At 70.1% G+C, this 25,479-nt stretch carries 17 protein-coding genes; 7 read left to right on the plus strand and 10 right to left on the minus strand.

The features are described from left to right. Positions 1-154 precede the first annotated feature (154 nt). Positions 155-2,512 (plus strand): arylsulfatase, encoded by a 2,358-nt coding sequence (locus HUA74_RS12015; protein WP_174454659.1) that lies wholly within the window; start codon positions 155-157, stop codon positions 2,510-2,512. A 75-nt stretch (positions 2,513-2,587) separates the two neighbouring features. Here HUA74_RS12015 and HUA74_RS12020 read toward each other — a convergent pair whose 3' ends face one another. Beyond that, positions 2,588-3,754 carry an acyl-CoA dehydrogenase family protein gene (locus HUA74_RS12020; RefSeq protein WP_174454660.1) on the minus strand — a complete coding sequence of 389 codons (1,167 nt, stop codon included), beginning with the start codon at positions 3,752-3,754 and terminating at the stop codon, positions 2,588-2,590. An 87-nt stretch (positions 3,755-3,841) separates the two neighbouring features. Here HUA74_RS12020 and HUA74_RS46395 point away from each other — a divergent pair, with 87 nt between their 5' ends. Then, a complete protein-coding gene (locus HUA74_RS46395; protein WP_174454661.1) occupies positions 3,842-4,855 on the plus strand; it encodes an NADP-dependent oxidoreductase in 1,014 nt (337 codons plus the stop codon). A gap of 31 nt (positions 4,856-4,886) precedes the next feature. Here the strand turns inward: HUA74_RS46395 and HUA74_RS12030 are convergent, their stop codons facing one another. The 6 genes from HUA74_RS12030 to HUA74_RS12055 form a co-directional block, all read right to left on the minus strand. After that, positions 4,887-6,500, minus strand: coding sequence for a glycine--tRNA ligase (locus HUA74_RS12030; protein ID WP_141647613.1), 1,614 nt, complete (start codon positions 6,498-6,500; stop codon positions 4,887-4,889). A 93-nt stretch (positions 6,501-6,593) separates the two neighbouring features. Beyond that, positions 6,594-6,920, minus strand: a complete 327-nt coding sequence (locus tag HUA74_RS12035) for a hypothetical protein (RefSeq protein WP_174454662.1) — start codon at positions 6,918-6,920, stop codon at positions 6,594-6,596. A gap of 179 nt (positions 6,921-7,099) precedes the next feature. Further along, the gene (locus tag HUA74_RS12040) at positions 7,100-7,696 is read right to left on the minus strand and encodes a hypothetical protein (protein WP_254624068.1); all 597 of its coding nucleotides are present in this window, start codon (positions 7,694-7,696) and stop codon (positions 7,100-7,102) included. 14 nt (positions 7,697-7,710) lie between these two features. Next, positions 7,711-10,383 carry a hypothetical protein gene (locus HUA74_RS12045; protein ID WP_174454664.1) on the minus strand — a complete coding sequence of 891 codons (2,673 nt, stop codon included), beginning with the start codon at positions 10,381-10,383 and terminating at the stop codon, positions 7,711-7,713. A gap of 233 nt (positions 10,384-10,616) precedes the next feature. Further along, positions 10,617-10,928, minus strand: coding sequence for a hypothetical protein (locus tag HUA74_RS12050; protein WP_174454665.1), 312 nt, complete (start codon positions 10,926-10,928; stop codon positions 10,617-10,619). Beyond that, positions 10,925-12,382 (minus strand): DUF6209 family protein, encoded by a 1,458-nt coding sequence (locus HUA74_RS12055; RefSeq protein WP_174454666.1) that lies wholly within the window; start codon positions 12,380-12,382, stop codon positions 10,925-10,927. Before HUA74_RS12055 ends, HUA74_RS12050 begins: the two co-directional genes overlap by 4 nt. 184 nt (positions 12,383-12,566) lie before the next feature. On the opposite strand from HUA74_RS12055, the gene HUA74_RS12060 reads away from it, so the two are divergent. Beyond that, the gene (locus tag HUA74_RS12060; RefSeq protein WP_371746186.1) at positions 12,567-13,061 is read left to right on the plus strand and encodes an SgcJ/EcaC family oxidoreductase; all 495 of its coding nucleotides are present in this window, start codon (positions 12,567-12,569) and stop codon (positions 13,059-13,061) included. A gap of 22 nt (positions 13,062-13,083) precedes the next feature. Here HUA74_RS12060 and HUA74_RS12065 read toward each other — a convergent pair whose 3' ends face one another. Both HUA74_RS12065 and HUA74_RS12070 read right to left on the minus strand, forming a co-directional pair. Beyond that, entirely contained in the window at positions 13,084-14,436 is a 1,353-nt protein-coding gene (locus HUA74_RS12065) for a sigma-54 dependent transcriptional regulator (protein ID WP_174454667.1), read from the minus strand. Further along, complete coding sequence (locus HUA74_RS12070; protein ID WP_174454668.1) at positions 14,433-15,644, minus strand: PAS domain-containing sensor histidine kinase; 1,212 nt, start codon at positions 15,642-15,644, stop codon at positions 14,433-14,435. The genes HUA74_RS12065 and HUA74_RS12070 overlap by 4 nt, the downstream gene beginning before the upstream one ends. A 137-nt stretch (positions 15,645-15,781) precedes the next feature. Here HUA74_RS12070 and HUA74_RS12075 point away from each other — a divergent pair, with 137 nt between their 5' ends. The 3 genes from HUA74_RS12075 (at position 15,782) to HUA74_RS12085 (ending at position 20,481) form a co-directional block, all read left to right on the plus strand. Then, the gene (locus tag HUA74_RS12075) at positions 15,782-16,930 is read left to right on the plus strand and encodes a hypothetical protein (protein ID WP_174454858.1); all 1,149 of its coding nucleotides are present in this window, start codon (positions 15,782-15,784) and stop codon (positions 16,928-16,930) included. A gap of 14 nt (positions 16,931-16,944) precedes the next feature. After that, positions 16,945-19,113, plus strand: coding sequence for a bifunctional alpha,alpha-trehalose-phosphate synthase (UDP-forming)/trehalose-phosphatase (locus HUA74_RS12080; RefSeq protein ID WP_174454669.1), 2,169 nt, complete (start codon positions 16,945-16,947; stop codon positions 19,111-19,113). Between the two features lie 159 nt (positions 19,114-19,272). Next, positions 19,273-20,481: a serine hydrolase gene (locus tag HUA74_RS12085; protein ID WP_174454670.1), complete on the plus strand. Its 1,209-nt coding sequence runs from the start codon at positions 19,273-19,275 to the stop codon at positions 20,479-20,481. 53 nt (positions 20,482-20,534) lie between these two features. On the opposite strand, the gene HUA74_RS12090 is transcribed toward HUA74_RS12085, so the two are convergent. Continuing rightward, positions 20,535-24,194: a DUF3857 domain-containing protein gene (locus HUA74_RS12090; RefSeq protein WP_141642190.1), complete on the minus strand. Its 3,660-nt coding sequence runs from the start codon at positions 24,192-24,194 to the stop codon at positions 20,535-20,537. 304 nt (positions 24,195-24,498) lie between these two features. On the opposite strand from HUA74_RS12090, the gene HUA74_RS12095 reads away from it, so the two are divergent. Further along, positions 24,499-25,470: a DUF6624 domain-containing protein gene (locus tag HUA74_RS12095; protein ID WP_174454671.1), complete on the plus strand. Its 972-nt coding sequence runs from the start codon at positions 24,499-24,501 to the stop codon at positions 25,468-25,470. Positions 25,471-25,479 lie beyond the last annotated feature (9 nt).

A 25,479-nucleotide genomic window follows, 5' to 3' on the forward strand; every position in this document is an offset into this window, starting at 1 on the left:
GGCCGGGCCTTGCCTGCTCGGGTCCGTCCCGGGGGCAGCGGTCAGTGTCCGGGGGTGTGCCCATTTCTGACCCTCGGGGTCGGGACGTGTCCGTCTGGAACATCCGACGACGCGCGACGGTGGCCCCAGGGGCACGACTTCGCGGAGGCACACCATGTCGCTCAAGGAATACAAACCCGGCAGCACCTTCCCTGGCACCATCGGCCGGACGTGGGAGCAGTCGTCTCCGGCGTGGCCCCAACCGCTGCGCGCGAAGGCGGGCGCACCCAACGTCCTCTTCATCGTCCTGGACGACACGGGCTTCGGGCACCTGGGCTGCTATGGCTCGCCCATCCGCACGCCGAACCTGGACAAGCTGGCGAAGGGCGGCTTGCTCTACAGCAACATGCACACCACCGCGCTGTGCTCGCCCACGCGCTCGTGCATCCTCACCGGCCGCAACCACCACTCCAACGGCATGGCCACCATCACCGAGGTCTCCCTCGGCTACCCGGGCTACAACGGCACCATCCCCTTCGAGAACGGCTTCCTCTCGGAGATGCTGTCGAAACAGGGTTACAACACGTATGCGGTGGGCAAGTGGCACCTGACGCCCACGGAGCAGACGAGCGCGGCGGGGCCCTATGACCGCTGGCCGCTGGGTCGTGGCTTCGAGCGGTTCTACGGCTTCCTCGGCGGCGACACGCACCAGTACTACCCGGACCTGGTGCACGACAACCATCCGGTGCTGCCGCACAAGACTCCCGAGGAGGGCTACCACCTCACCGAGGACCTGGTGGACCGCGCCGTGGACTTCATCGCGGACTCCAAGCAGGTGGCGCCGGACAAGCCGTTCTTCATGTACTTCTGCACGGGCGCGATGCACGCCCCGCATCACGTCCCCAAGGAGTGGGTGGACAAGTACAAGGGCCAGTTCGACGACGGCTGGGACGAGTTCCGCAAGAAGGTGTTCCAGCGTCAGCTCAAGCTCGGCGTCATCCCTCCCGGCACGAAGCTGTCCCGACATGACCCGGACGTGGCGGAGTGGGACAGCCTGCCGCCCGAGGAGAAGCGCCTCTATGCGCGGATGATGGAGGTCTTCGCGGGCTACCTGGAGCACACGGACCATCACATCGGCCGGCTGCTGAAGTCCCTGGAGGAGAGTGGTGAGCTGGACAACACGCTCATCATGGTCATCTCCGACAACGGCGCGAGCGCCGAGGGCGGGCCCCATGGCTCCGTCAACGAGCTGAAGTTCTTCAACAACACGCCGGAGTCGCTGGAGCAGAACATCGCGGCCATGGACGACCTGGGTGGGCCCAAGTACTTCAATCACTACTCGTGGGGCTGGGCGTGGGCCGGGGATACGCCGTTCCGCCGGTGGAAGCGCGAGGTGTACCGGGGCGGCACGACGGACCCGTTCATCGTCCACTGGCCCAAGGGCATCCGCGCGCGGGGCGAGGTCCGCACGCAGTACTGCCACGCCATCGACATGGTGCCCACGGTGCTGGACTGCCTGGGCGTGGAGCCTCCCCAGGAACTCCGGGGTGTCACGCAGTCGCCCATCGAGGGCGTCAGCTTCCGCCACTCCTTCGACGACGCGCGCGCGGAGAGCCACCACCACACGCAGTACTTCGAGATGTTCACCAACCGCGCCATCTACCATGACGGCTGGCGGGCGGTGTGCCCCTTCCCCGGGCCGTCCTTCACGGAGGCGGGCGAGGCGTTCGGCGAGTCGGCCATCACCGAGGAGCGGTTGCGCAAGCTCGACGCGGAGGGGTGGGAGCTGTACCACGTGGCGGAGGACTGCTCGGAGACGAAGAACCTCGCGCAAGAAGAGCGGGGCAAGCTCATCGAGATGATTGCCCTCTGGTACGTGGAGGCGGGCCGCTACAAGGTCCTCCCGCTCGCGGCGCTGGACCGGGCGGTGTTCGCCGCGGAGCGTCCGCAAATCACCAGGGACCGCAAGCGCTACGTCTACCGGCCGCACACCTCACCCGCGCCGGAGAACGTGGCGGTGCATGTGCTCAACCGGCCGCACTCCATCACCGCGAAGGTGGACGTGGATGGAGACGCGGAGGGCGTGCTGCTCAGCCACGGCGGGATTACGGGCGGCTACACCTTCTTCATCCAGGACCGGAAGCTGCACTACGTCTACAACTTCGTGGGCGAGCGGGAGTTCCACATCGAGTCGGCGATGGAGATACCCGCCGGCCGCACGGAGCTGCGCTTCGAGTTCGAGCCCACGGGGGAGCCGGACCTCGATGCCGGCAAGGGCGCGCCGGGACGCGGCAAGCTCTTCATCGACGGGGACCTGGTCGCCCAGAGCGACATCTCCTCGACGATGCCGCTGCTCATCAGCCTGGGTGAGGGGCTGACGTGCGGGCGGGATGACAACTCGTCGGTGAGCACGATGTACCGCCCACCCTTCACGTTCCGGGGCGGCACGCTGCGCGAGGTGGTGGTGGACGTGTCCGGTGAGCACCTCCACGACGAGCAGAAGGAGCGCAAGACGGTGATGGCTCGGCAGTAGGGGGAGGCGACACGTCGTCGCCTGATGGGGCCCGGCCTCTTCCCAGCGCTTCAGGGAGGCCGGGCCCTCTTTTCTTCAGAGCACCGGGGTGGGCGGGTCGAAGCCCAGCAGGATTCCGCCGGTGAGCTCCAGCGTGGGCCGGGCCACCATGGCGTGCTGGGTGAGGGTGTGGACGTCGCGGAAGCAGCGCTGGAGCGCGCTGGTGTGGAACACGGCGGGGCCGCCCGCGGCCTCATACATCCGGTCCACCGCGCGCGCGGAGCTTCGCGTGGCATGCGTCATGGCCAGGCGCAGGTCGGCCCTGCCGCGCACGGAGACGGGGCCTCGGGTGGCTTCGTCATGGAGGGCGTGAATCGTCTCCAGCAGAAAGGCGCGGGACGCGCGCACCTCGGCCTCCGCTTCGGCGACGGCCTCCTGCACCGCGGGCCGCGCGGCCAGCAGCCTGCGCTCCACCACCACCGTCTTCTGTCGGGCCAGCGCGGTCAGCTCATCGATGGCGCGCCGGGCGATGCCCAGGGCCACGGCGGGGATGCCCAGGCCCAAGAGGCCGAAGGGAAAGCCATACAGCGGGCGCGCGACGTGGGGCGGCGCGAAGAACGAGAAGCCGTGGTCGTCCGGGACGAAGAGGTCCTTCACCTCCATGTCGCCGCTGCCGGTGCCGCACAGGCCGGAGGCGAACCACGTGTCGTGGAGCGTGACGTCCCTGGCGGGGAGGAAGAACAAGCGCGTCTCCGGCACGCCCTCGCGCACCATGCGCGGCTTGCCGCCCTCCGTGACGAGCGCGCCGCCCACGAGCCAATGACAGTGCTGGCTTCCGCTGGCCCAGGCCCATCGGCCGGTGAGCCGGTGGCCACCCTCGACGCGCTCGGCGCGGCCCAGGGGCGCGGCCACGCCTCCGGTGATGATGTCCGGCGCGGAGAAGATGGCGCGGCCCACGGGCTCCGGGAGCCACGCCGCCGTCAGCGCGGTGGCGGAGCCAATCATCGCGCACCAGCCGGTGGCGCCGTCCGCGCGCGAGAGGGCCTCGATGACCTGGAAGGAGAGCGCGGGGTGGAGCTCCAGCCCGCCGTACGTCTCTGGAATCATCATCCGGAAGATGCCGGCGCGATTCAGCTCCGCGACGAGGTCCTCGGGCAGCCGGCGCGCGGTCTCGATTTCGGCGGAGCGCGCGGACAGGCGCGGCGCGAGCTCCACGGCGGTGGCGAGCAGGGGATGGGCGGGGAGTGGGAAGGAACTCGTCATGGCCGACAGCCTAGGAAGTCCTGACTCCTGGTTGCCAGCGGGGAGGTGGAAGGAAGATGGTGGGGCGCCTCGAACCCGGAGCCGCCGATGAGCACCCTCCCGAGCCGTCAAGTCGTCCTCGCGCGCCACATCCCCGGACTGCCCGAGCCGGAGCACTTCCGCGTGGAGCGCGTGGAAGTGGGCGAGCCTGGGGACGGAGAGCTGCGGGTGAGGACGCTGTTCGCGTCCGTGGACCCGGGCACGCTGGCCCGGTTGGGGGGCGTGGACTCGTACGCACCGGCCCTCGAATTGGGTGAGGTCATCGGGAGCGCGACGGTGGGCGAGGTGCTGGTGTCCCGTGACACGCGCTACGCCGTGGGCGACGTGGTGGTGGGAGGCTGGGGCTGGCGGGAGCACGCGGTGGTGAGCGCGCGGGGACTGCGCAAGGTGGACCCTGGACCGGAGTCCGCCTCGGCGGAGCTGGGCGTGCTCGGCATTCCCGGGCTGACGGCGTACTTCGGCATCCTGGAGCTGGGGCGTCCCCAGGCTGGGGAGACGGTGCTGGTGTCCTCCGCCGCGGGCGCGGTGGGCTCCATCTCGGGACAAATCGCGAAGCGTCAGGGCGCTCGCGTGGTGGGCATCGCTGGCGGCCCGGAGAAGTGTCGCTGGGTGGTGGAGGCGCTGGGCTTCGACGCCTGCCTCGACTACCGCACGGAGAAGGACCTGGCCGCCGCCATCCGACGGGAGTGCCCCCAGGGTGTGGGCGTGTACCTGGACAACGTGGGCGGCTCGACGCTGGACGCGGCGCTCACGTGCATGGCGCTGAAGGGCCGCGTGGTGGTGTCGGGGCTTGTCGCGGACTACGGCGTTCCGCCGGAGGCTCGCGCGGGGTTGAAGAACACGCCGTTCCTCATCATCCAGCGGCTGCGCATGGAGGGCTTCGTGGTGTTCGACTACGCCGCGCGCTTCGGTGAGGCGCGGGCGGCGCTGCGTGCGTGGCTCCAGGATGGAACGCTGAAGCACCGCGAGCACGTGGTGGAGGGCCTGGAGTCCGCGCCCGCCGTGTTCGCCGGCCTGTTCCGAGGCGAGAACTTCGGCCGCGCGGTGGTGAAGGTGGGGTGAGGCCGTTGCAGGCCTCACCCGGGAACATCGTTCAGGCCATCTTCTCGCGCAGGTAGGCCTCGAGCTCGGAGATGGCCACGCGCTCCTGGGTCATCGAGTCGCGGTGGCGCACCGTCACGGTGTCCTTCGAGGAAGCGGACTCGCCATCTCCAAGCGTGTCGAAGTCGACCGTGACGCAGAAGGGGGTGCCAATCTCGTCCTGGCGGCGGTACAGCTTTCCGATGGCGCCAGTGTCGTCGTAGACGACCCGCATCGAGCCCGAGGACTGCAACTGGCGACGGATGCCCTTGGCCACGCCCACGATGCCCGGATGGTTCTTCTTCAGCGGGAGCACCGCCACCTTGATGGGCGCCAGGCGCGGCTTGAAGTGCAGCACCGTCCGGTAGAACTCGTCGACGACGGGGTCCACCTGCCCGCGGAGCTTCTTCGCGACCTCGATGCTCTCCGCGCCCGGCATGGAGAGCAGCCCGGTCATGGACGCGAGCCGCTCACCGAGCGCGCCGGCGATTCGCTCACCCTCGGCGAGGAGGGCGTTCTTCGCCTCCACCGGGAGCTTCTCGTTGCGACCGACGGACTTGAGGAAGGCGCCGAGCGCCTCCTCGACGGGCTTCAGGCGCTCCGCCGGAGCGGGCTTCACCTGCTCCTCGGCATACGCCTCGCTCAGCACCGCGAGCACGCCACGGTCGACGCCCGCGGACGGCTCGATGACGAACGGCACCACGTGCTGCTTCGTCTCGGGGTCGAAGTACGTGAGCTTCTCGGTGCTGTGGCCGTTGGGGGACACGCGCGCCTTCAAGCCGAGCGAGCCCTGGTCCTTGCTGTGTGAGCCCAGGTCATAGTCGGTGCGGTTGGCGATGCCTTCGAGCTCCTCCAGCCCATGAGGGAAGCGGTAGAGCAGGTCGACGGTGGCCTTGGCGTAGTGCGCGAGCTCGTCCGGCTTCTGGTGGTACGGCACCAGGTTCTCGCGGGAGAGACCGACGGAAATCCACCAGTTGATGCGGTCCTCGACCCACTTCTGGTGCCAGGCCTCGTCCTCGCCGGGCTTCACGAAGAACTCGACCTCCATCTGCTCGAACTCCCGCACCCGGAAGATGAAGTTGCGCGGGGTGATTTCGTTGCGGAACGCCTTGCCTATCTGCGCGACGCCGAACGGGAGCTTGCGGGAGGTCGAATCCAGCACGTGCTTGAAGTTGACGAAGATGCCCTGCGCCGTCTCGGGGCGCAGGTACGAGAACGACTCGGGGTCTGGCACCGGTCCGACCTGTGTCTTGAACATCAGGTTGAACGGGCGGGGCTCGGTCAGCTCGGTGGAGGCACAGTTCGGACACTTGCCGGCGATCTGGTCCGCGCGCCAGCGCATCTTGCAGCTCTTGCAGTCGACCATCGGGTCCACGAAGGTCTCTTCGTGCCCCGAGTAGCGCCACGTGAGCTTGTTCATGAGGATGGCGGCGTCGATGCCCTCCATGTCCTCACGCTCCCAGACATTGGCGCGCCACCAGGCCAGCTTCAGGTTGTTCTTCAGCTCGACGCCCAGCGGACCGTAGTCGTACGTACCCTGAAGGCCTCCATAGATGGCGGACCCCGGGAAGATGAAGCCCCGGCGCTTACACAGGGAAACGAGCTGCTCCATCGTCTGCGCGGCCATCGGTGTGTGGCTCCTTCGTGAACAGCGAGGCGTCCGAGCCTACACCGGTCATGGCGGGAAACCGTCACCCCGCGGTGTCACCAGGGGCTGGGCTCAGGGGCCTCCCAGGTGGGTGATGTAGCGCATGCGCCCGTCGGGGAGCGCCTCCTGGTGGAGCAGGGGCTCGGTGTCCACCGCGATGATGACGATGTCCCTTCGCTGTCCCAGGGCGACCAGCTCGCTGGGCCGGGGCTCCACGGGGCTCGCACCCCCGCCCACTCCATCGGGGAAGAAGAGGGCATGGCCCTTCTCCAGATAGAGGACGGGGACGTGTGCATCCTCGTCCTCGGGCACGAAGACATGCACCGTGCGCGCGAGCGGTGCCAGGTCCAGTCCACACGAGGTGAGCAGGACGAGCAGTGGGAGCATCCAGAAACGCATGACGGTCCTCCAGGCCTCGGCGCGCGGCCGGGCACTCCGTGAGTCGTGAAGCTCGCGAGTCGCGAGCAGGGCTGTGACGTGACTCGGGCTGGAGCCGGCCACCGAGGACGCGGCCCTCGTCGATGCAAGGGCCGCGTCGGTGCTTCAGTCGGACCGTGCTTCGTCCGAGCCTTCCCCGCTCAAGTCGGCGGCGCGACGTCGCAGCGTCCCGAGGCCTTTTGGGAGAGGTCCTCCGCCACGGTGCGCAGCAGCGTGCCTGTCAGGGTGGAGCGGTCTGTCTCTCCTGCTCCCTCTGTCCGCGAGAGCCAGGAGGCCATTCGTCCCAGGCTGGCCGCCGTCACCACGTTCAGCTTCACCTCCACCTGGACGATGAGGCGCTCACCGTCCTCGGGGCGCGCCTCCAGCGTCCAGGCGACGCGGTCCAGCTCCAGCGTGGCGGGCCCTTCCGGGAGCGGCCTTCCATCCAGCATGTAGCCCTCACGGGTGAAGGCAATCACCTGGGTGAGCCTGGCGCCGTCCACCCGGGTGTTGAACCAGAGCGCGCGGCGCTTCCACAGCGTCAGCTCCACCTCCAGCTTCCCCGCCATGCCCAGTCGCACCAGCCGGTCCAGCTCCGCGGAGAGGAAGGAGAAGGCCTCCGAGCGGGCCAGCACGCGCCGCCCGGAGAGGGTGGCGGTGCAGGTGACGCGCGGCTCCTGTGCCCAGGCCCCGGGCGCGAACAGTGCCGCCGCGGCCACCAGGGCCGCGCCGAGCGTGCGTCTTGTCCGTGTCCCCATTCGTTTCATGGGCCTCAGAAAGTCCGCACGAAGAACAGGCGGGCCTCGGGCGTGGCCGTGGCCTTCTCGTCCGTGCGCCACGCGACATCCACGCGCACGTCGTCGCTGAAGTGGAACGTGCCACCGACGCCCAGCCGCGCGTCCTGCCACTCACCGGCACCGCGCACCGTGCCCAGGTCCGCGAAGACGCCGAAGGAATGCCACCGGTACTCGGCCGTCCCCAGCACCGACACGTCGCCCTTGAACTCCTTGAAGCCAAAGCCTCGCAGCGCGCTCCAGCCACCCAGCGCCTCCCGCTTCTGCTCGGGGAGGTTGTCGCCGCCCGCGCCGCGCAGCCGCAGCCGCAGGCCCGTCTCCCAGCCCGTGGGCACCACCATCGTCACGTCACCCAGGAGCTTCCAGAAGCGCTCGTCCGGACCCGTCGCGGCGGGACCCTCGCCCACCTCCAGCGTGACGAACCCATGCAGGAACGGGCTGCGTCCCCAGTCCTTGTCCACGTGGAAGAGGGGCGTCTCCGGCGTGCGGAACAGCGAGCCCACCTTCGCGTTGCGAGGGCTGCCGCTGGCGTACTCCAGCCGGGCGATGACGGACTGGAAGCGGCCCTCGTCCACCGGTGCGTTGGGGAAGGGAGGCGAGTCGCGGCGGAACAGCGAGAGCGGCGGGGTGAAGCTGCGCAGCGTCTCGTAGCGGTCGGAGCGGTACTCGACGCCCGCGAGCCAGTCCTCGGACCAGCGGAAGGTCGCGAACGCCGCCACGCCCTTGCGGCGGAAGTAGTCGCGGTCCGGCCGGTTGATGAGGGCCGAATAGATGGACGAGTCGATGTCGCTCATCCGCCACCGGTCCAGCGTGTCCGTGAAGTCGTACGCCTGACCGCCCAGCTCCGCGAGCCCCACCGCCGGAACCTCCACGCGCGCTCCGCCCAGCAGGTTGAGTTCGCGCTGCCGCTTCGTGCCCTCGGGGTCATCCGGCAGGCGCTGCCCACCCCAGCGAAGGGGGATGAAGGCGGCGGCGTCCAGCGTGGTGTGGAGGCGGTCCTTCGAATCCCAGATGCGCAGCGAGCCCGCCAGGCCCGGAGCGAACCCCGTCACCTGCGTGTGGATGGGCAGCAGGTCCAGGTCCAGGTCCGGGCGACGCGTGCGCACGTGCACCACGAGGCGCCGTCCCTCCAGCGTGATTCCCTCGCCGTCGTGGCCGTGCCGCCAGGACTCGAACAGCTCGCCCCAGCTCAGGTCGAACTCGACCTGCTCGCGGCGACGGCGCTCCCCGCGCTTCTGCTCCTCCGTCCGGTAGTGGCGCACGCCGTCGGCCGCGCGCTCCTCGACGATGCGCGCGTCGCGTCGGCGCGCGGCTTCGTCGGAGTCCGTGTCCACGCTCGACGCTTGCAGGAAGGGCAGGCGCGACTCCAGTCGCTCCATGGCGCGGCGCGCGTCGCTGCGGAGGAAGACGTCTCCGGCCTTCAGGTCCAGCGCCTCGCGCACCCGGTCCGCGACAGGGCCGTCCACGCCCACCACGTCCACGCCCTCCAGGCGGCCCTCGTCCACGATGATGGTGAGCTGGCCCTTCGGCGTCAGCGTGCCGGACAGGCTCGCGAGCATGTAGCCGTCGCCGCGCAAGTCTCTCAGCGCGCGTTGCAGCGCGGCCGACACCCCTCCGAGGACGAGACCGGGGCGGTACTCCTCACGCTCCATCCGGGCCAGCCACTCACGAGGCGGACGCTGCGGCGGGCACGGAGTGCTGACGACAGTCAGCGTCCCGCGCGCGCCATTCACGCGCACGATGAACTCCTCATCCTCGTCTTCGTCCTCATCGGGGAAGCGGCGCGGGAGGCGGAAGACCTCCTCGAGGATTTCGGTGCGCCGCAGGTCCTGGAGTCCTTCCACTTCCACCGACGTGACGACGGGGTTCTCCTCCAGATGCACTTCCAGGACGACGGGCCCCTGCTCGGGGAGACGCAGGCGCGGCTCGACACGGGCGAACAGGCCGGTGTGCGCCAGGCGGCGCAGCATCCGCTGGAGGTCGCGGGTCTGAAGGGGCGCGGCAGGCTCGGTGGATGGCGAGCCGATGAAGGCGCGCACCTGGTCCTCCGTCAGCCGCTTGAGGCCATGCAGTTCGACGCGCTCGGGCGTGAGCGCGCGGCCATCCACGTTGAGCTCCAGCGGATGGAGGATGGCGAGGTCTTCCACCTCTTCGTCGAGGTAGTCCTCGTCGCACTTCTCCTTCTCGCGCCTGCGCTCGCGCTCGCGCCGGTCCGCTGCCCGCTCGTTGCGCGACTCCGTTCGCGCCGCTGCCCGGGCGTCCTCTTCCTCCTCCTCGCGCTCGTCCGCCGCCTGCTCGTTGCGAGCCTCGGTCCGAGCCTCCTCTTCGCGCCGACTCGCCGCCCGCTCGTTCCGGGCTTCGGCTCGCGAGTCTTCCTCTTCCTCGCTCCGCCAGCGCTCCGACCGCTTGTTACGAGTCTCGTCCCGCGCGTCCTCCTCGCGCTCGGGCGAGGTCTTCGTGCCCTGGGGGAGCGGAAGGGGCAGGCCGTGCTCCTCCTCGGGAGGGGCCACGGGAGCCACGGGGGTGGGGGGCGCGCCGACAACGTGGGTCGGGTCGGGCACGCCCGCGTCGGGCACGGGCTGCGCACCGGCGAGGAGGGAGACGAAGCAGAAGAGAAGCGCGATGCGGTTCATGCGCATGGGACAGAGCACGCTGCGTTCCAGCCGCCGCGTCGGGGCAAGTGCTTGAAAGGACGAGAGCCGTCCAGCCGTGCCGATGTCATGGACACATCCTGATGTCGAATCGAGATGTGATACTGACATCGAGCCCGACGATTGCCGCGAGCCACCAGGTCCCTTCGAAGTGGCACTCCGTGTCCGGGCGGCCCGTGCTGCTGGCGGGCTGGCCTCGGCTCAGTGAGGCGCCCCAGGGAGGCAACGCGGGCTCAGCCGGGCCAGGCGGCCTGGTTCTCACTCCACCACTTCAGCCACCCCTGGCGATTCGCCTCCAGGTTGCCCACCACGCCGTCACCGAACGTGGTGACGCCGGTGATGCGTCGCAGCGCCGCGCCCCAGAAGACGCTGCCTTCGCGATAGCGCTCGATGATGAGCGGCACCGCGGGCCGTCCCAGCGCGACGAGCGCGTCGAACGACGGATGGTCCAGGAACACGTAGGGGTTGGACGACTCCCGGTGTTCCGCGCAGTGCCGCCCCCACTCTTCGGCGAGGGAGTCGAAGCGGGCGACAGGCTCGCTCATGAGGCACTCACGGGGGACTGACGGGGACGCACGTAGACTCGCACGGGCTCACCATACGAAGGGCCGGTGAGGTCGTCAGCGCTGTTGTGACGGATGAGCGGCTGGGTGCCAATCTTGCTCGTGAAGCGGCCCTGCTCGTCCATCAGCGCGCCGTGCGTCACCTCGAGGGGGCCGTTGCCCGTCATCGGCTTGCGCCCGTAGATGACCACCTTCTCCAGGCTGGGGTCGTTGCTCAGGTCCAACGAGTCCATCGGCTTGTAGCCCTGCGTCGCGTAGAGCTTGTCGAAGTCCTCCACGCGCGTGCCCGGCCACACCCACTCGTCGCGCTTGCCCACCGTCCACGCGATGCAGTTGTAGCGCTCCGACGCGGGGCCGATGCCCACGAACTTGTCCGCGCTCAGGTTGGGGAAGCTCTTGCTCTTGAGCAGCTCGTTCTTCCACCCCGGCTCGGCGTCGTCGCGCGTGACGCCGACGGGGAACTTGAAGTTCTGCCCGTTGGCCGAGTCCCACGTGGTGTTGTCGTCCGCCTTGCCCCGGAACCAGACCTGCACATCCGTCGCCTCGAAAGGCACGCGGACCGACGGCAGGAAGTCGCCGCCCGCGTTGCCGGCCTGCCCTGGCTGGAGGTCGAGCGGGAACTCCAGGGGCGGGCCGCCATTGAAGGACACGCAGGCGACGACGTCGGAGGGCGTCTTGCCGCCCGCGAGCGCCTTGAGGCGGTCCTGGTCATACGCGAGCTGGAGCTTGTCACCGGCGCGCAGCGTGCCGTCGACCTGCGTCTTGAAGTCCTCGGTGAAGGACACCGTCGCGCCCTCTTTCGAGGCGACCGACGCGTCGTTGCTCGGGTCCCACTGGTTGCTCACGCGCCCGTCGGCGCCCGTGGTGCGGAACGACAGGCGCACCAGACCCGTGGCGTCGGGAGGAAGCTCGAACGTGCCGGGCTGGATGTTCAGCCGGCCATTCGCATCGCGGCTGCCGTCGGTGAGGGGAATCGCCGTCTCCGTGCCTCCGGGGACCAGCCGCCACACCAACTCCACCTTCTCGGTCTGTGACGAGAAGCGCGCCGGGTCCGCCGTCACCGTCAGCGGCTTGCCCGCCTCCGCGTGGAAGGACGGGCCTCTGCCCGGGCCGGTGGGCAGGTTCACCTGTCCCTGGCCTTCCACGAAGGCAGTGGCCTTCCGACCGCCCTGCTCGAAGCGGGCCTCGTAGCCCGTGGCCTCGTGCAACTGGGGCTGGAGGTCGAGCGACTTCGCGCTCACGGCCGTCGTCGCGGCGGGTCCACTCAGGAGGGATGCACTGACGTGGGGGCGCGTGGCGCGGGACTCGAACTGGTCGACCTGCGAGTGGCCCTGGTTCGCCTTCTCACCCGGGGGGCGGGCCGCTCGCTCACGCTCCGCGCTGATTCCAGGCTGGGTGGCGGGGACGAAGGTGGGGCGGCCGATGCGGTTCGACATGGGGCGGCTCTTCCTGAAGGGGCGACCTGGGGGTGGGTCCGGAGGGATTATCGCACCCAGGGCTTTCGGGGTTTCCTGCTCGCTGAGAATCGCGCGGGGAGTGTGGGTGCGGGTGACTCTGGAACCCGGCTTCACTCGGGCTTGTGGCAGGCTGCCGGGCCCTCTTCCAGCAAGGAGCTTCACCGTGAATCGCAGTGTTCCCACCCGGTTGGCCCTGGCGTGCGCGTTGCTGCTCATGCCCCTGGGCTGTGCGCATGTCGACCATGCGAGGGACGAGCAGGCCATCCGCCAGATGGTGGACGTGCAGACCCAGGCGTGGAACCGCCAGGACGCGGTGGTGTGGTCCCAGGACTTCGCGCCCGACGCGGACTTCATCAACATCGTCGGGACGCTGTACGAGGGCCAGCCGCAGATTCAGGAGCGCCACGCGGCCATCTTCCAGACGCTCTTCAAGGGCAGTCAGAGCAAGGTCACCATTCGTCGGGTCGCCTTCCCCGCGAGCGACGTGGCCGTGGTGGACACCACGCATGAGGTGACGGGGCACCAGGGCCTGCCTCCCGGCGTGCAGAACACGGAGCCGGGACTGCTGCGGACCCAGATGCGGTACGTGATGAATCGCGTGGGCGGCACGTGGCGCATCGTCGCGGCGCAGAACACCGACGTGAAGCCCCGGCCGTAGCGCGGGGAAGGTGTCGAGGCGCTCAGCTCACGGGGAGCCCGAGCGCCTTGATGCGTCGGTAGAGGTTGCCCCGGTCCACCTGCAACAGCCTCGCGGCTCCGGCGATGCTCTCGCCTTCGAGGAGCGCGGCGCGGATGAGGTCCCGCTCGAAGTCCTCCACGTGCTCGCGGTAGCTCTTCTCTCCGAGGCTGGGGCGCGCGGCTGTCGCGGGGGCCTGGGGCGAGGAGACTGCCTCGGGGCCGAGCGTCAGCGGGCCGCCGCCGCGCAGCAGGTTGAGCCGCTCGATGACGTTGCGCAGCTCGCGCACGTTGCCCGGCCACGGGTACGCACGCAGCGCTGTCTCGGCGCCGGGAGCCAGCACCAGCGGGGCTTCCGGTCCGGCGAACTCGGCCGCGAAGGCGCGCGCCAGCGGGAGCAGGTCCTCGGGGCGCTCGCGCAGGGGAGGGATGTGCAGGGGCATGACGTTGAGGCGGAAGAAGAGGTCCTGACGGAAGCGGCCCTCCTTCACCGCGCGGGCAAGCTCCTGGTGTGTCGCCGCGAGGATGCGCGCGTCCACGGGCACGGGCACCGAGCCACCCAGTCGCTCCACTTCGCGCGTCTCCAGCACGCGCAAGAGCTTGGCCTGGAGCTCCAGCGGCATGTCTCCAATCTCGTCGAGGAGCAGCGTGCCGCCGTGGGCCTGCTCGATGCGCCCCGCGCGTCGATTCACGGCGCCGGAGAACGCGCCCTTCTCATGGCCGAACAGCTCGCTCTCCAGCAGCGTGGCGGGAATCGCGGCGCAGTTGACGGCGACGAGCCGGCCCTTGCGTCCCGACGCCAGGTGCAGCGCCCGCGCGACGCGCTCCTTGCCCGTGCCTGTCTCGCCGGTGATCAGCACAGCCGTGTCGCTGGGGCCCACGCGTGTGATGAGCTGTCGCAAGGCTCCCATGGCGGGGCTGTCGCCCACGAGATGACCCGGGCGCGCGAGCGCATCCAGCAGTCGCTCGCGTTCCTCCTGGAGCGCGCCGAGCGCCAGGGCGTTGCGCAGCGCCGTGACGAGTCGCTCGGGGGATGGCGGTTTCTCCACGAAGTCCGTGGCGCCGAGCTTCAGGGCCTGCGCGGCCTCTGATGGTGACGCCTCGCCTGATAGCACGACGACGGGCACGGGCAGCGGACGCGGCAGCCGCGCGAGGAACTCCAGGCCCGTCTCGCCCGGCATGCGCAGGTCGAGCAGCATCATCGCGGGGAGGCCCTCGGGTGCTTCGAGGACGCGGGTGGCCTCGGCGGTGGAGCGGGCCTCCACGGAGGTGAAGCCCTCGTCGCTCAAGAGGCCGCGCAGGGCCTTGAGGACGCCAGGGTCGTCGTCGACGACGAGGATTCGGGGGCCGGGCTTCATGTCGTGGGCACGGGGGACGAAGGAGGAAGGAGGGGCAGCTCCACGCGCGCGAGCGTACCGCCGCCGGGCGCGGGCTCCAGTCGGAGCGTGCCGCCATGTTCGTGGGTGATTTTCTGGGAGATGGGCAGCCCCAGCCCACTGCCTTCGGGCTTGGTGCTGAAGAGACCGCGTGTGAGGGCCGCTCCCTCCAGCACGGTGGGCACGCCGCTGCCGCCATCCGTGACGGTGATGCGCACGGCGCTCTCCGTCGCGGGCTCCAGCGCGACACGGACGGGTGGCGCGCCTTCGGGGGAGGCCTCGGTGGCGTTCTTCACGAGGTTGCCGAACAGCCGGCGCAAGCCGTCCGGGTCCGCGCGCAGCGAGACATCTGGACCGGGCAGCAGCTCCACCGGCACGGGCGAGGTCTCCGCGTACAGCGCGCAGATTTCCGAGAGCAGCGGGCGCAGGGGCACGTCCTGGAAGCGCGGCGCGGGCAGGCGCGCGAAGGTGGAGAAGCTCTGCGTCATCCGCATCAGCAGATCCACTTCCTCCTGGAGCAGGGCGACGGACTCGGTGACGCGCGTGGCGTCAGAGGGCGAGCCTGTGTCCGCGCGAGACAGCCTTGCGAGCGAGAGCTTCATCGCGGTGAGCGGGTTCTTCAGCTCGTGGGCGAGTGAGCGGGCGACGTCCTGCCACGCGGCGATCTGCTCGGCGGACTTGAGCCGCTCGCGCTGGGCGACCAGTTCCTGGCCCATGCGGTTGAACTGGCCCAGGAGGAACTGGAGTTCGTCGCGAGGCGGGTCCGTGGCGGGCAGTCGCACGGAGAGGTCTCCTCGTGCATAGGCCCACATGCCCTCGGTGAGTGTCGTCACAGGGCGGGTCAGCGCACGGCCGAGCAGCACGGCGGCCACCGCCAGGACGCCGCCCGATACGAGGACGAGGAGGGTGATGAACGCGGGCACTCGCCGCACCAGGGCCCGACGTGTCAGCTCCGCCTGGGCCAGATGCAGCCGCGCTTCATCCAGGGAGCCGCGAGGCAGGCCCCGGCGCTCCAGGTCCAGGGACACGTCATCCAGTACTGCTTCCACGGGAGCCACGGAGACGGACAGCACCCGCTCCAGCGCGCCCTGGGCCACGATGCCCAGGAGCACGAGAGGGACGAGCCCCGCGAGCAGCATCACCGCCAGCAGCCGGCGACGGAAGCGAGGGGGCGGGGGAGTCGAGGACATGGCGGACGCGGGTGGGCTCACGGCAAGAGGGCGACAGGCGCACTACGCGGGACGCGCGCCGCGCTTGCCTCGGGTTGTACCGCTCCGGCGGCCCGTCGCCCAACCTGGGCATGAGTGCTGATAGCCTCACGGGCCGGATGCCCCGCTTCCTCGCGCCCTCTCAGAGCTGGTTGTTCGGTCCGCGCGTGGACCTCGCCGTCTTCGCCGGCAGTTCGCTCGTCTCCGTGGCCATGGTGCTCGCCGCGCCCTGGCTGGGGGCCGTGGGTGACACGCCTCTCTGGGCGTGGCTCCTGCTCGTCGTCTGCGTGGACGTGGCCCACGTCTGGTCCACGCTGTTCCGCACCTACCTGGACCCGGACGAACTGCGCCAGCGGCCCGGCCTGTATCTGGGCGCGCCCCTTGTCGCCTGGGTGGTGGGCGTGCTGGCCCACCACGTGTCACCGGGCGCGTTCTGGACGCTGTTCGCCTACGTGGCCTTGTTCCACTTCGTCCGTCAGCAGTACGGCTGGGTCGCGCTGTACACGCGCAAGGCGCGAGCCTCCGACGTCGAGCGCCGCCTGGACGCCGCCGCCATCTACGCGGCCACCGTGGGCCCCGTCGTGTGGTGGCATGCGAACCTGCCGCGCGCGTTCTGGTGGTTCGTGGAGGGCGACTTCCTCCCGGGCCTTCCCACATGGATGGGCACGCTCGCGCTGGCGCTGCACGCGGTGGTGCTCGTGGCGTGGGTCGCCTTCCAGGGACTGCGCGTGTCGCGCGGCGAGGGACTCCAGGTCGGCAAGGTGCTCCTCGTCGGCGCCACGTGGGTGACGTGGTTCGGCGGCATCGTCCTCGCGCGCGATGACTTCACCTTCACGGTGATGAACGTGGTGCTGCACGGCGTGCCGTACTTCGCGCTGCTGTTCCGCTACTCGCGCGGGCGTGCAGAGGAGGGCGGATATGGCGCCGCGGGCACCGTGCTGCGTGCGGGGCTGCCCGGCTTCCTCCTGTTCCTCGTGGCGCTGGCGTTCACCGAGGAACTGTTGTGGGACCGCTTCATCTGGCATGACCGCCCCGGCCTCTTCGGAGGCGCGGACGAGGGGCTCTCGCCGGACCTGCTGGCGCTGGTGGTGCCGCTGCTCGCGTTGCCGCAGGCCACGCACTACGTACTGGATGCGTTCATCTGGAAACCGGGCCGCCAGCCCGCATTGTTGGCCCGGCTCGGTTGGGCGCCGCGCTCCGTGCAAGAGGGTCCACCAATCGCCACCTCGCGCGATTCGACGATGGTCATTCGCGGAGGGAGTGAATAAGGGTCAGAGGCTCTATGCCTCGACTCCTGCTCGTCTCCAATCGTCTCCCTGTCACCGTCAAGGTGGAGAAGGACAGCGTCGCCGTGGTGCGCAGTGCCGGCGGACTGGCCACGGGATTGCGCCGACCCCATGAGCGCTCCGGCGGCCAGTGGATTGGCTGGCCCGGGGACATGTCCCGGCTGTCGGAAAGCCAACGGACGCGCGTGGAGGAACAGTTCGCCGAGCAGCGCTACGTGCCCATCCACCTCACCGCGAGCGAGGTGAGCCGCTACTACGAGGGCTACTCCAACCGGGTCCTCTGGCCGCTGTGCCACTACATGCTGGACCGCATCCCCCGTCAGGACCGTGACTGGGAGGTGTACCGCAAGGTCAACGAACGTTTCGCGGACCTCACCGCGAAGCAGTACCAGCCGGGCGACACCATCTGGGTGCATGACTACCAGCTCATGCTGGTGCCGGGGATGTTGCGCGAGCGGCTCCCCGAAGCCCGCATCGGGTACTTCCACCACATCCCGTTCCCCTCGTCGGAAATCTTCCGGACGCTGCCCCGCAGGGAGGCGCTGCTGAAGGGCCTGCTCGGCGCGGACCTCATCGGCTTCCACACGGTGAGCTACGTGCGGCACTTCTCCGGCTCGCTGTTGCGGCAGCTCAGCCTGGACACGGATGTCGACAGCATCATGTGGCAGGGGCGGCAGGTGCGGGTGGGCGCCTTCCCCATGGGAATCGACTCCGACTCCTTCGACTCGCTCGCGAAGGAGGTGAGCGTGCTGGAGGAAGTGGCCTCGCTGCGGCGCACCGCGGAGGGACAGCGCATCCTGCTGGGCATCGACCGGCTCGACTACACCAAGGGCATCCCCCGCAGGCTGCTGGCGGTGCAGCGCCTGCTGGAGCGCGAGCCCGCGTGGCGCGGACGCCTGCGGTTCATCCAGGTGGCCGTGCCCAGCCGCACCCAGGTGGAGGCGTATGCCACGTACCGCGAGCAGGTGAACGAGCTGGTGGGCCGCATCAATGGCCAGTACGGCAGCGTGCAGAACGTGCCGGTGCATTACCTCTACCGCTCCTTCAACGAGAAGCAGCTCGCCGGGCTGTACCGCGCCGCGGACGTCATGCTGGTGACGCCCGTGAGGGATGGCATGAACCTGGTGGCCAAGGAGTTCTGTGCCTCCCGGCCGGACGAGGACGGCGTGTTGGTGCTCAGCGAACTCGCCGGCGCCGCCGACGAGCTGAACAAGGCGCTCACCGTCAACCCGTACGACGTGGAGGCGACGGCGGACGCCATCGAGCAGGCGCTGGAGATGGGCGAGCACGAGCGCCGCGAGCGCATGCGCGCCTTGCGCGCGCAGGTGAAGGCCCACGACGTGCACTGGTGGGTGTCCCACTTCCTGGGCCGGCTCCAGGGGCTGCCCTCGGTCTCCGTGCGTGACGTCAAGGGCGGCGATGAGGCGCTGGAGGTGATGAAGTCGGCGGAGCGCCTGTCGCTGATGCTCGACTATGACGGGACGCTGGTGGGCTTCGCGCCACGGCCGGAGCTGGCCGCGCCGGATGATGCCCTGCGGGCGTTGCTGGCGAAGCTGGTGGCGAGGCCGAACACCACGGTGAGCGTGGTCAGCGGCCGGCCCAAGGAGACGCTGGAGTCGTGGTTCGGGACGCTGCCCATGGGGCTGCACGCGGAGCACGGCCTGTGGTCCCGCTCGAGGCCGGGGGATGCGTGGCGGATGCTCGACGGGGTGACGGCGGAGTGGAAGGACGCCGCGCGCCCCATGCTCGACGAGTTCGCCGCGCGCGTCCCCGGCTCGTTCGTGGAGGAGAAGTCCGCGTCGCTGGCGTGGCACTACCGCCAGGTGGACCCGGAGTTCGGCGCGCTCCAATCCCGTGAGCTGCGATTGAAGCTGGCGGAGACCTTCGCCCGGCGGCCCGTGGACATCCTCCCCGGCGACAAGGTGGTGGAGGTGCGGCCTCATGGCGTGAACAAGGGCCGGGTCGTGGACGCGGTGACTCGCCAGCTGGAGCCGGGCACACTGGTGGTGGCCGTGGGGGATGACCGCACGGACGAGGACATGTTCGCGGCCATGCCCGAGGGCGGGCTCACGATTCACGCGGGCAACAAACCCTCGCGCGCCACGTATCGCGTCAGCGGCCCGGAGGAAGTGCGCAAGTTGTTGGCCGCGCTCGTGGAGACCTGACCGCGCATCCTCCGCACCCGGGGGCGACGTCGAGGCCGGGGCTCGACGGTTTCGTTGGCAAGTCGTAGGACATTCCACGAAATGCCGAGGAGTCGGGTGACAGGCTCCCTCTCCGCTGGTGTTCTGCTTCCGGGCCGGATTTTCACGGGGAGATGGAACATGGATGTCCCGCGCCGTGGTCTGCGGGTGGGTGCAGCGGTGCTGGTGGTGAGCTTCTCCGGGGCGGGATGTGGCCCGGGTGACGATGCCGTCGCCAACGAAGTGGAGACCAGTGAACAGGGCCTGGACTGGGAGCAGTCGCTCCTGGCCCCCCTGGACCGGGATGCGCTGCGACAAGCCATCGCCGGCTTGCCGGACGCGAGGACGACAGCGGCGCAGGTCCGCATCAATGGCACCGCGGGACGCTGGCTCGGCGCGTCCGGTGTCGCGGATGTCCACGCGGGCACGCCTGTGCCCACGGATGCGCGCTTCCGCATCGGCAGCATCACCAAGACGTTCACCGCCACCGTGGTGCTGCAGCTCGCCGCCGAGCGCCGCGTGGACCTGGACCGCCCGGTGCAGCACTACCTGCCCGGGCTGCTGCCCCCCAACTTCGGCCTCATCACGGTGCGTCAGCTCTTGAATCACACGCACGGCCTGCCCAACGTCCCGCTGCCGTCGAAGGACCCGGAGTGGTTCTTCGACAACCGGTTCCGCCGCTGGTCGCCCCGCGAGCTCGTCGCGCTGGCGCTGCCACCCGGGCCCCGCTTCGTGCCGGGCACCCAGCAGGAGTACGGCAACATCGGCTACCTCGTCGCGGGGCTGCTCATCGAGAAGGTCACCGGCAGGCCCTACGCCCATGCGGTGCGCGAGCGCATCCTCACGCCGCTCGACCTGCGGGACACGTCCGTGCCCGGCAATGACCCGACGATTCCCGGCCCTCATGCCAGGGGCTACGAGGCCGTCACCAAGGCCGACGGTACGGTGCACCTGGTCGACATCACCGAGGCGAACCAGTCCATCCCCTGGGCCGCCGGGGAGATGATCTCCACCACGGCCGACCTGGACACGTTCCTCTCCGCGCTCTTCCGGGGCCGGCTGCTGCCACCCGCGCAGCTCCAGGAACTCTTCACCGTGCCGGACGTGCCCACCCTGGGCGGAGGGCGCGCGAGCTACAGCGCGGGCCTGACGCGCTTCGAGGTCAACGGCCTGACGCTGTGGGGCAAGAGCGGAGACCGGCACGGCTACAACAACGGCATGGGGGCCACGCGGGACTTGCGCCGGCGCCTGGTCTACTCCGTCAACACGCTGCACATGGGACAGGAGCGGCCGGCCATCGCCGACCGCATCGTCGCCACCACCTTCGCCGCCCGTTCCCCCCGTCCCTGAACGAAGCGCACGGCCTCCGCGCGCGTGAAGCGAGCGGAGGCCGCGGCGGATGACTACCGCACGAGGGACGCGGTGCGACCGCCGGGGCCCTGGATGATGACCCGGCGCGCGAAGGCGCGGTCCACGCGGCCGAGGAAGTCCCTGAACGCCGGGTACTCGTCCGCCTTCACGCGCGCGACGGAGAGCTTCACCTCACCCTCGGCGACGAGCTTGCCCTCCTCCACGCGGTAGGTGAGCTTGAGGCGGCCGAACGCGTTCGTCTCCTCCACCGCCTGCGGCAGCTCCGTCACGGACCAGCCCGCGGGCAGCGTGTAGCGCAGGTTGAAGCTGTTGACCCACGGACTCTGCATCACCAGGTCGAACCGGCGCTCCGCCAGCGGGGCGAAGGCCTGCTGGTAGGTGCGGCCCGTGCCGAAGGGCAGGAAGCGCACCGCGTTGGGCATCACCTCCGCGTAGCGGGGGATGCTCATCCGGAAGTCCATGGACACGTCGTCGTCCAGCTTCGTGGTGTCGCTCAGTGACACCTCGTTCACCGTCAGGCCCGGGAAGCTCTGCGCCCACGCCCGCTCGAAGGTGGACTTGCGAGTGGCCTCCGGACGGTACGCCCGGCGGTACTCCGGCGCACTCTGGCCGCTCACCGTGCTGGCGCCCGTCACTTCCGCGCTGCCATCCGCGCGCAGCGCCACGTCCATCTTCAGGCCCGTGGCGTTGTCCTCCGCCCTGGCCTCCGGCGTGGTGAGGAAGGTGCTCTTGCCGTCCGGCTCCACCACCAGCACGTTGGCGACGCGGTCCGCGCTGGGCAGCTCCTTCGCCCCGTGGAACTCCGCCGTGCCATCCAGGTACAAGTCGAACTTGGGGACATACGCAATCGCGTGGTTGAAGGCCGCGAGGCTCGCGGGCTCCGCGTCCAGCGCGCCCAGGTTGCGCATGCGCAGGAGCACCAGCCGGCTGTCCACGCCCGCCACCCGCAGCATGGCGTGGATGAGGCTCGCCTTGTCCTTGCAGTCACCGAAGCGCCGCGACAGCACCCGGTCCACGCGGTACGGCTTGAAGCCGTGGATGCCGAACTCCAGCGCGACATAGCGCGTGTTCGTCACCACGAAGTTGTAGATGGCGCGCACCACCGCCAGCTCGTTCTTCCGGTCCACGCCCGTGAGCACCTGGTCCACCGTCTGCTTCAGCTCCGAGTTCGGCTGGAGCTGGTCCCTCACGAGGCCCCACCAGTAGCGGCCCACCTGGTCCCACGTCTGGTAGGTGGAGACGTGGAGGTTCTGGGCGACTTCCGCCCAGCCCGGCATGCCCGGCTCCGGCACCACCTTGGCCACGTGCTTCGCGTTCCAGCGGTACAGCACGCGCCCGCCGTCCACCGACTCCTGCGCGCTCTCCACGCCCTGCAGCCGGCTCTTGTTCCAGTAGAGCGGGCGCTCCTTGGGCATCTCCACCAGGTACTGGAAGCGCAGCTTGGGATAGACGCCCTGCACGCTCTCCACGTCACCCCAGTAGTCCGACAGGAGGTTCTCCTGCGCGGTGTCGTCCAGGCGGTACGTCACCTCCAGCGTGTCGCCGGCGGCCAGGGACGGGAAGGAGAGCACCTTGGCGCGGGCGTCGTAGTACATGCCCGTCCACGGCTCGTTGATGTTGCGGTCGTTCTCCCCGTAGCTCTCCACCACGGAGCCGTCCGTCTTCGTCACCCGGGCGCGCAGCACGCGCACCTCCTGGCGGTCCGGCGAGTAGGTGATGGGCATGGTGCGGAAGGCGTCCACGCCGCGCGCGTTCTGCACCTTCACCACCATCTGCATCAGCCGGCTGGACAGGCCGCTCTTCTGGACGTGCACGAAGGTGTTGTCGACCAGGTAGATGGCGTCCTCGTGGACGTACGCCTCGGCCTCCTTCGCCAGGGGCCTGGCGTCCACCACGTGCTGCATGCCGGCGCCGGCGCCCTCGCCCTTGAGGGCGCGCAGGGCCTCCTTCAGGCCGGGGTTCTGCGGACGCAGCACCAGTGAGCGCTCGAAGGCGGCCAGCGCGGGCTCCCGGCGGCCGGCGGCGAGCAGCGCGCGACCCTCGCGCTCGTAGACCTCCGGCTCATCCGGGGACAGGGCACGGGCCTCCGCGAACAGGGCCACCGCCGGCTCCACCGCGCCGTTGCTGGCCTTCAGCTCCGCGAGCCTCACGCGGGCGCCGTTGTCGAACGGGTTGAGGGCGACCAGCTGCGAGTACTCGCGCTCGGCGGCCTCCACCTGACCGGAGTCCGCCAGCAGCGCGGCCAGCGCGCGGCGCGTGCCGGTGTCGTCGAAGCGCAGCGCCAGCACCACGCGCATCCGGTCCATGGCCTCGCGATGGCGGCCGAGCTGCCGGGAAATCTGCGCCGCGGTCCGCACCGCGCGCGGCTGCCGGGGCTGATGGCGGAAGGCCTCCTCCACCAGCGCGTGCGCGCGCGGACGCTCACCCAGGGCCTCGTAGGCGCGGGCCAGCGCCAGCCGGGCGGAGGCCTCCTCGGGCGTCTTCTCCAGCACGGGCGCCACCAGCGCCATGACGCGCTCCGGGTGTCCGCGCTCCATCTCATGGTCCGCCAGGGCCACGCGGGCCTCGGGCAGCGTGGGGTCGGCGGCCACGGCGGCCTCCAGGAAGCGCCGGCGCTCGTTCAGGTCATCCCGCTGGAGGCTCGCCGCGAGCATCTGCAGGCGCGCGTCCTTGGGCGCGAGCTCCGCGGCGCGCGTGGCCTCCACCGTGGCGGTGTGCTCGCGGTCATCGAAGCCCCGGTAGAAGCCGAGCACCCGCGCGTAGTCCCCGTGCAGGGTGGCGTCGTTGGGGTTCTTCTCCACCAGGGTGCGCAGCGCGGACGTCAGCGTGGGCAGCGTCTGCGGAGCGGGGGCCGCGCCGCGCTCGATGGCGGGCGCCCTGGCCGGCAGCGACGCGCGCACGGACGGCGACTCCTGGCGCAGGTAGAAGCCCAGCGGGCCCGTCTCCTGGCACACCTTGAGGAGCACGCGGTTGAGGCCCTTGCGCAGCTTCACGGACACGCGGGACTGGTCCGGGCGCGGCAGGTTGTAGCGGTCCTCCTTGGCGGCCAACTGCCCGTTCACCCACAGGCGGAAGGCGCCGGAGGTGCCCAGGCCGAGCGCCACGCGCGTCTCCTGTGAGGACTCCAACCAGGTGACGGCGTAGGCCACGGCCTCGCGGTTGGGGCGCACGGCGGTGGCCAGGTCCACGTAGCCGTCCGCGGTGGTCGCGGTCAGCTTGCGCCAGGACACCTGACGGCCCTTGGCGCCCGCGTAGTTGGCGGCCAGGTCCAGGTTGGCGGCCTCCGGGCCGAAGTCCGTGTCACACCCGGACTTGCCCTCGTTGTCGAAGCCGCCGACGACGTAGTAGTCGCCGAGGAAGCCCATCCACTGCTTCACCTCGCCCGCGCGCGTCAGCCGGCCCCGGGCGCGCTCGGTGTCCAAGAGGAGCAGCTGCGCGGTGGCGCGCGTGTTCGCGTCGAACTGCCGCCGCGAGGCCACGTAGGAGTAGGTGCTCACCAGCGGCGTGAGGTCTTCCACCTCGTCCACCAGCGAGTGCAGCCGGAGGAGGCCCGCGGCGCCCCGGGGCGAGGAGGCCTGCTTCAGCGCCTCGGCCGCGTACAAGCGGGCCGTCTCGTCCGCCGCGGGCCGGGCCTGCACCCAGAGGGGGCAGGTGAGCACGAAGACTGCGGCCAGCCATGTGAAGCGGGACATCCGTTCTCCTCGGTGCGACATGCGTGTAGGGCGAAGGCCCCGCGCATTCCGGGGCCGCCAACGCCGATGAACAGGCGGGCCCTTTGGGGCCTTCCCCTGCATGCGGCCCTGGATGGCGGACAGGCAACCGAAAACGTCACCCGGCGTGCGGAGGGGAACGGGGTAGGTGCGGGTGGGTTTGGAGTGGCGCGGGGCAAGTCAGGGGCTTGGGGTCTCGAAAACCCCGCCTACACTGCGGCTCCCGGCGCCCCCGAGGAAGCCCCTGGAGCGCCCGACTTCGTCCTCACACCCCCCGGAGCCCCCCATGCGTCGTCTCGTCATCCTGCTCACCGCGCTGAACCTCGTGGCCTGTGCCCACGGAGGGAGCGCCTCGGAGCCGGCCGCTCCGGAGGCCGCCTCCGCGAAGCCCCCGGCACCCAAGCCCGTCGCCACGCCGGAGGCGATGAAGGCGGCCTCCGAGGGGTATGCGCTGTCCCGGAAGGGCGACAACGCGGGCGCGCTGGCCCTGTTCCGGACGGCCTGGGAGGGCGGGGCGCGGGGCAGGAGCCTGGCCTACACCGCGGCTTGCGTGGCCTCCCTCGCGAAGGTGAACGAGGAGGGGCTGGTCTGGTTGGAGCGCGCCGTGGACGAGGGCTTCAATGACGCGAAGCACCTCGCGAAGGACCCGGACCTGGACAACATCCGGAGCCTGCCTGGCTTCGCGCCGCTGGCAGAGCGAGTCGCCGCGGCCGACGCGAAGCAGTACGAGGCCGCGGACCCGGCGCTGCGCGACGAGCTGCTGAAGCGCGCGGACGAGGACCAGGACGTGCGCAAGCTCCTCGTGGCCTCGAATTTCAAGGACGAGGCCGTCAAGACGAAGATGCGCGAGGTCGACGCCAGCAACACGGCCTTCCTCAAGGACGTCATCGCGAAGCGGGGCTGGCCGGGCAAGGCCCTGGTGGGCGCGCGCGCCACCTTCAGTGCGTGGCTGATGGTGCAGCACGCGGACCAGGACGTGGCGTTCCAGGAGCAGGTCCTGCCGATGCTGGAGCAGGCCGTGGCGCGAGGCGAGGGTTCGGCCAAGGAACTCGCGTACCTCACCGACCGGGTGCTGGTGAACACCGACAAGCCGCAGCGTTACGGCACCCAGTTGGAGCCGGTGGACGGGAAGATGGTGCCCAAGCAGTTGGAGGACCCGGCGAACGTGAACGCGCGTCGCGCCGCCGTGGGCCTCGACTCGGTGGAGGAGTACATCCAGAGCGTCGAGCGGATGAAGGCCGCGATGAACAAGCCGTAAGCTCGCGCG

The organism is Myxococcus sp. CA051A (assembly GCF_013336705.1).
In the GTDB taxonomy this organism is placed as follows: Bacteria; Myxococcota; Myxococcia; order Myxococcales; family Myxococcaceae; genus Myxococcus; species Myxococcus llanfairpwllgwyngyllgogerychwyrndrobwllllantysiliogogogochensis.

What these genes read in the sequence shown, in the direction of transcription:
- HUA74_RS12095 (WP_174454671.1), top strand. Translation starts at nt 24,499, where the DNA reads ATGCGTCGTCTCGTCATCCTGCTCACCGCGCTGAACCTCGTGGCCTGT.
- HUA74_RS12075 (WP_174454858.1), top strand. Translation starts at nt 15,782, where the DNA reads ATGCCCCGCTTCCTCGCGCCCTCTCAGAGCTGGTTGTTCGGTCCGCGC.
- HUA74_RS12030 (WP_141647613.1), bottom strand. Translation starts at nt 6,500, where the DNA reads ATGGCCGCGCAGACGATGGAGCAGCTCGTTTCCCTGTGTAAGCGCCGG.
- HUA74_RS12070 (WP_174454668.1), bottom strand. Translation starts at nt 15,644, where the DNA reads ATGTCCTCGACTCCCCCGCCCCCTCGCTTCCGTCGCCGGCTGCTGGCG.
- HUA74_RS12040 (WP_254624068.1), bottom strand. Translation starts at nt 7,696, where the DNA reads ATGGGGACACGGACAAGACGCACGCTCGGCGCGGCCCTGGTGGCCGCG.
- HUA74_RS12055 (WP_174454666.1), bottom strand. Translation starts at nt 12,382, where the DNA reads ATGTCGAACCGCATCGGCCGCCCCACCTTCGTCCCCGCCACCCAGCCT.
- HUA74_RS12080 (WP_174454669.1), top strand. Translation starts at nt 16,945, where the DNA reads ATGCCTCGACTCCTGCTCGTCTCCAATCGTCTCCCTGTCACCGTCAAG.
- HUA74_RS12015 (WP_174454659.1), top strand. Translation starts at nt 155, where the DNA reads ATGTCGCTCAAGGAATACAAACCCGGCAGCACCTTCCCTGGCACCATC.
- HUA74_RS46395 (WP_174454661.1), top strand. Translation starts at nt 3,842, where the DNA reads ATGAGCACCCTCCCGAGCCGTCAAGTCGTCCTCGCGCGCCACATCCCC.
- HUA74_RS12035 (WP_174454662.1), bottom strand. Translation starts at nt 6,920, where the DNA reads ATGCGTTTCTGGATGCTCCCACTGCTCGTCCTGCTCACCTCGTGTGGA.
- HUA74_RS12020 (WP_174454660.1), bottom strand. Translation starts at nt 3,754, where the DNA reads ATGACGAGTTCCTTCCCACTCCCCGCCCATCCCCTGCTCGCCACCGCC.
- HUA74_RS12085 (WP_174454670.1), top strand. Translation starts at nt 19,273, where the DNA reads ATGGATGTCCCGCGCCGTGGTCTGCGGGTGGGTGCAGCGGTGCTGGTG.
- HUA74_RS12050 (WP_174454665.1), bottom strand. Translation starts at nt 10,928, where the DNA reads ATGAGCGAGCCTGTCGCCCGCTTCGACTCCCTCGCCGAAGAGTGGGGG.
- HUA74_RS12090 (WP_141642190.1), bottom strand. Translation starts at nt 24,194, where the DNA reads ATGTCCCGCTTCACATGGCTGGCCGCAGTCTTCGTGCTCACCTGCCCC.
- HUA74_RS12065 (WP_174454667.1), bottom strand. Translation starts at nt 14,436, where the DNA reads ATGAAGCCCGGCCCCCGAATCCTCGTCGTCGACGACGACCCTGGCGTC.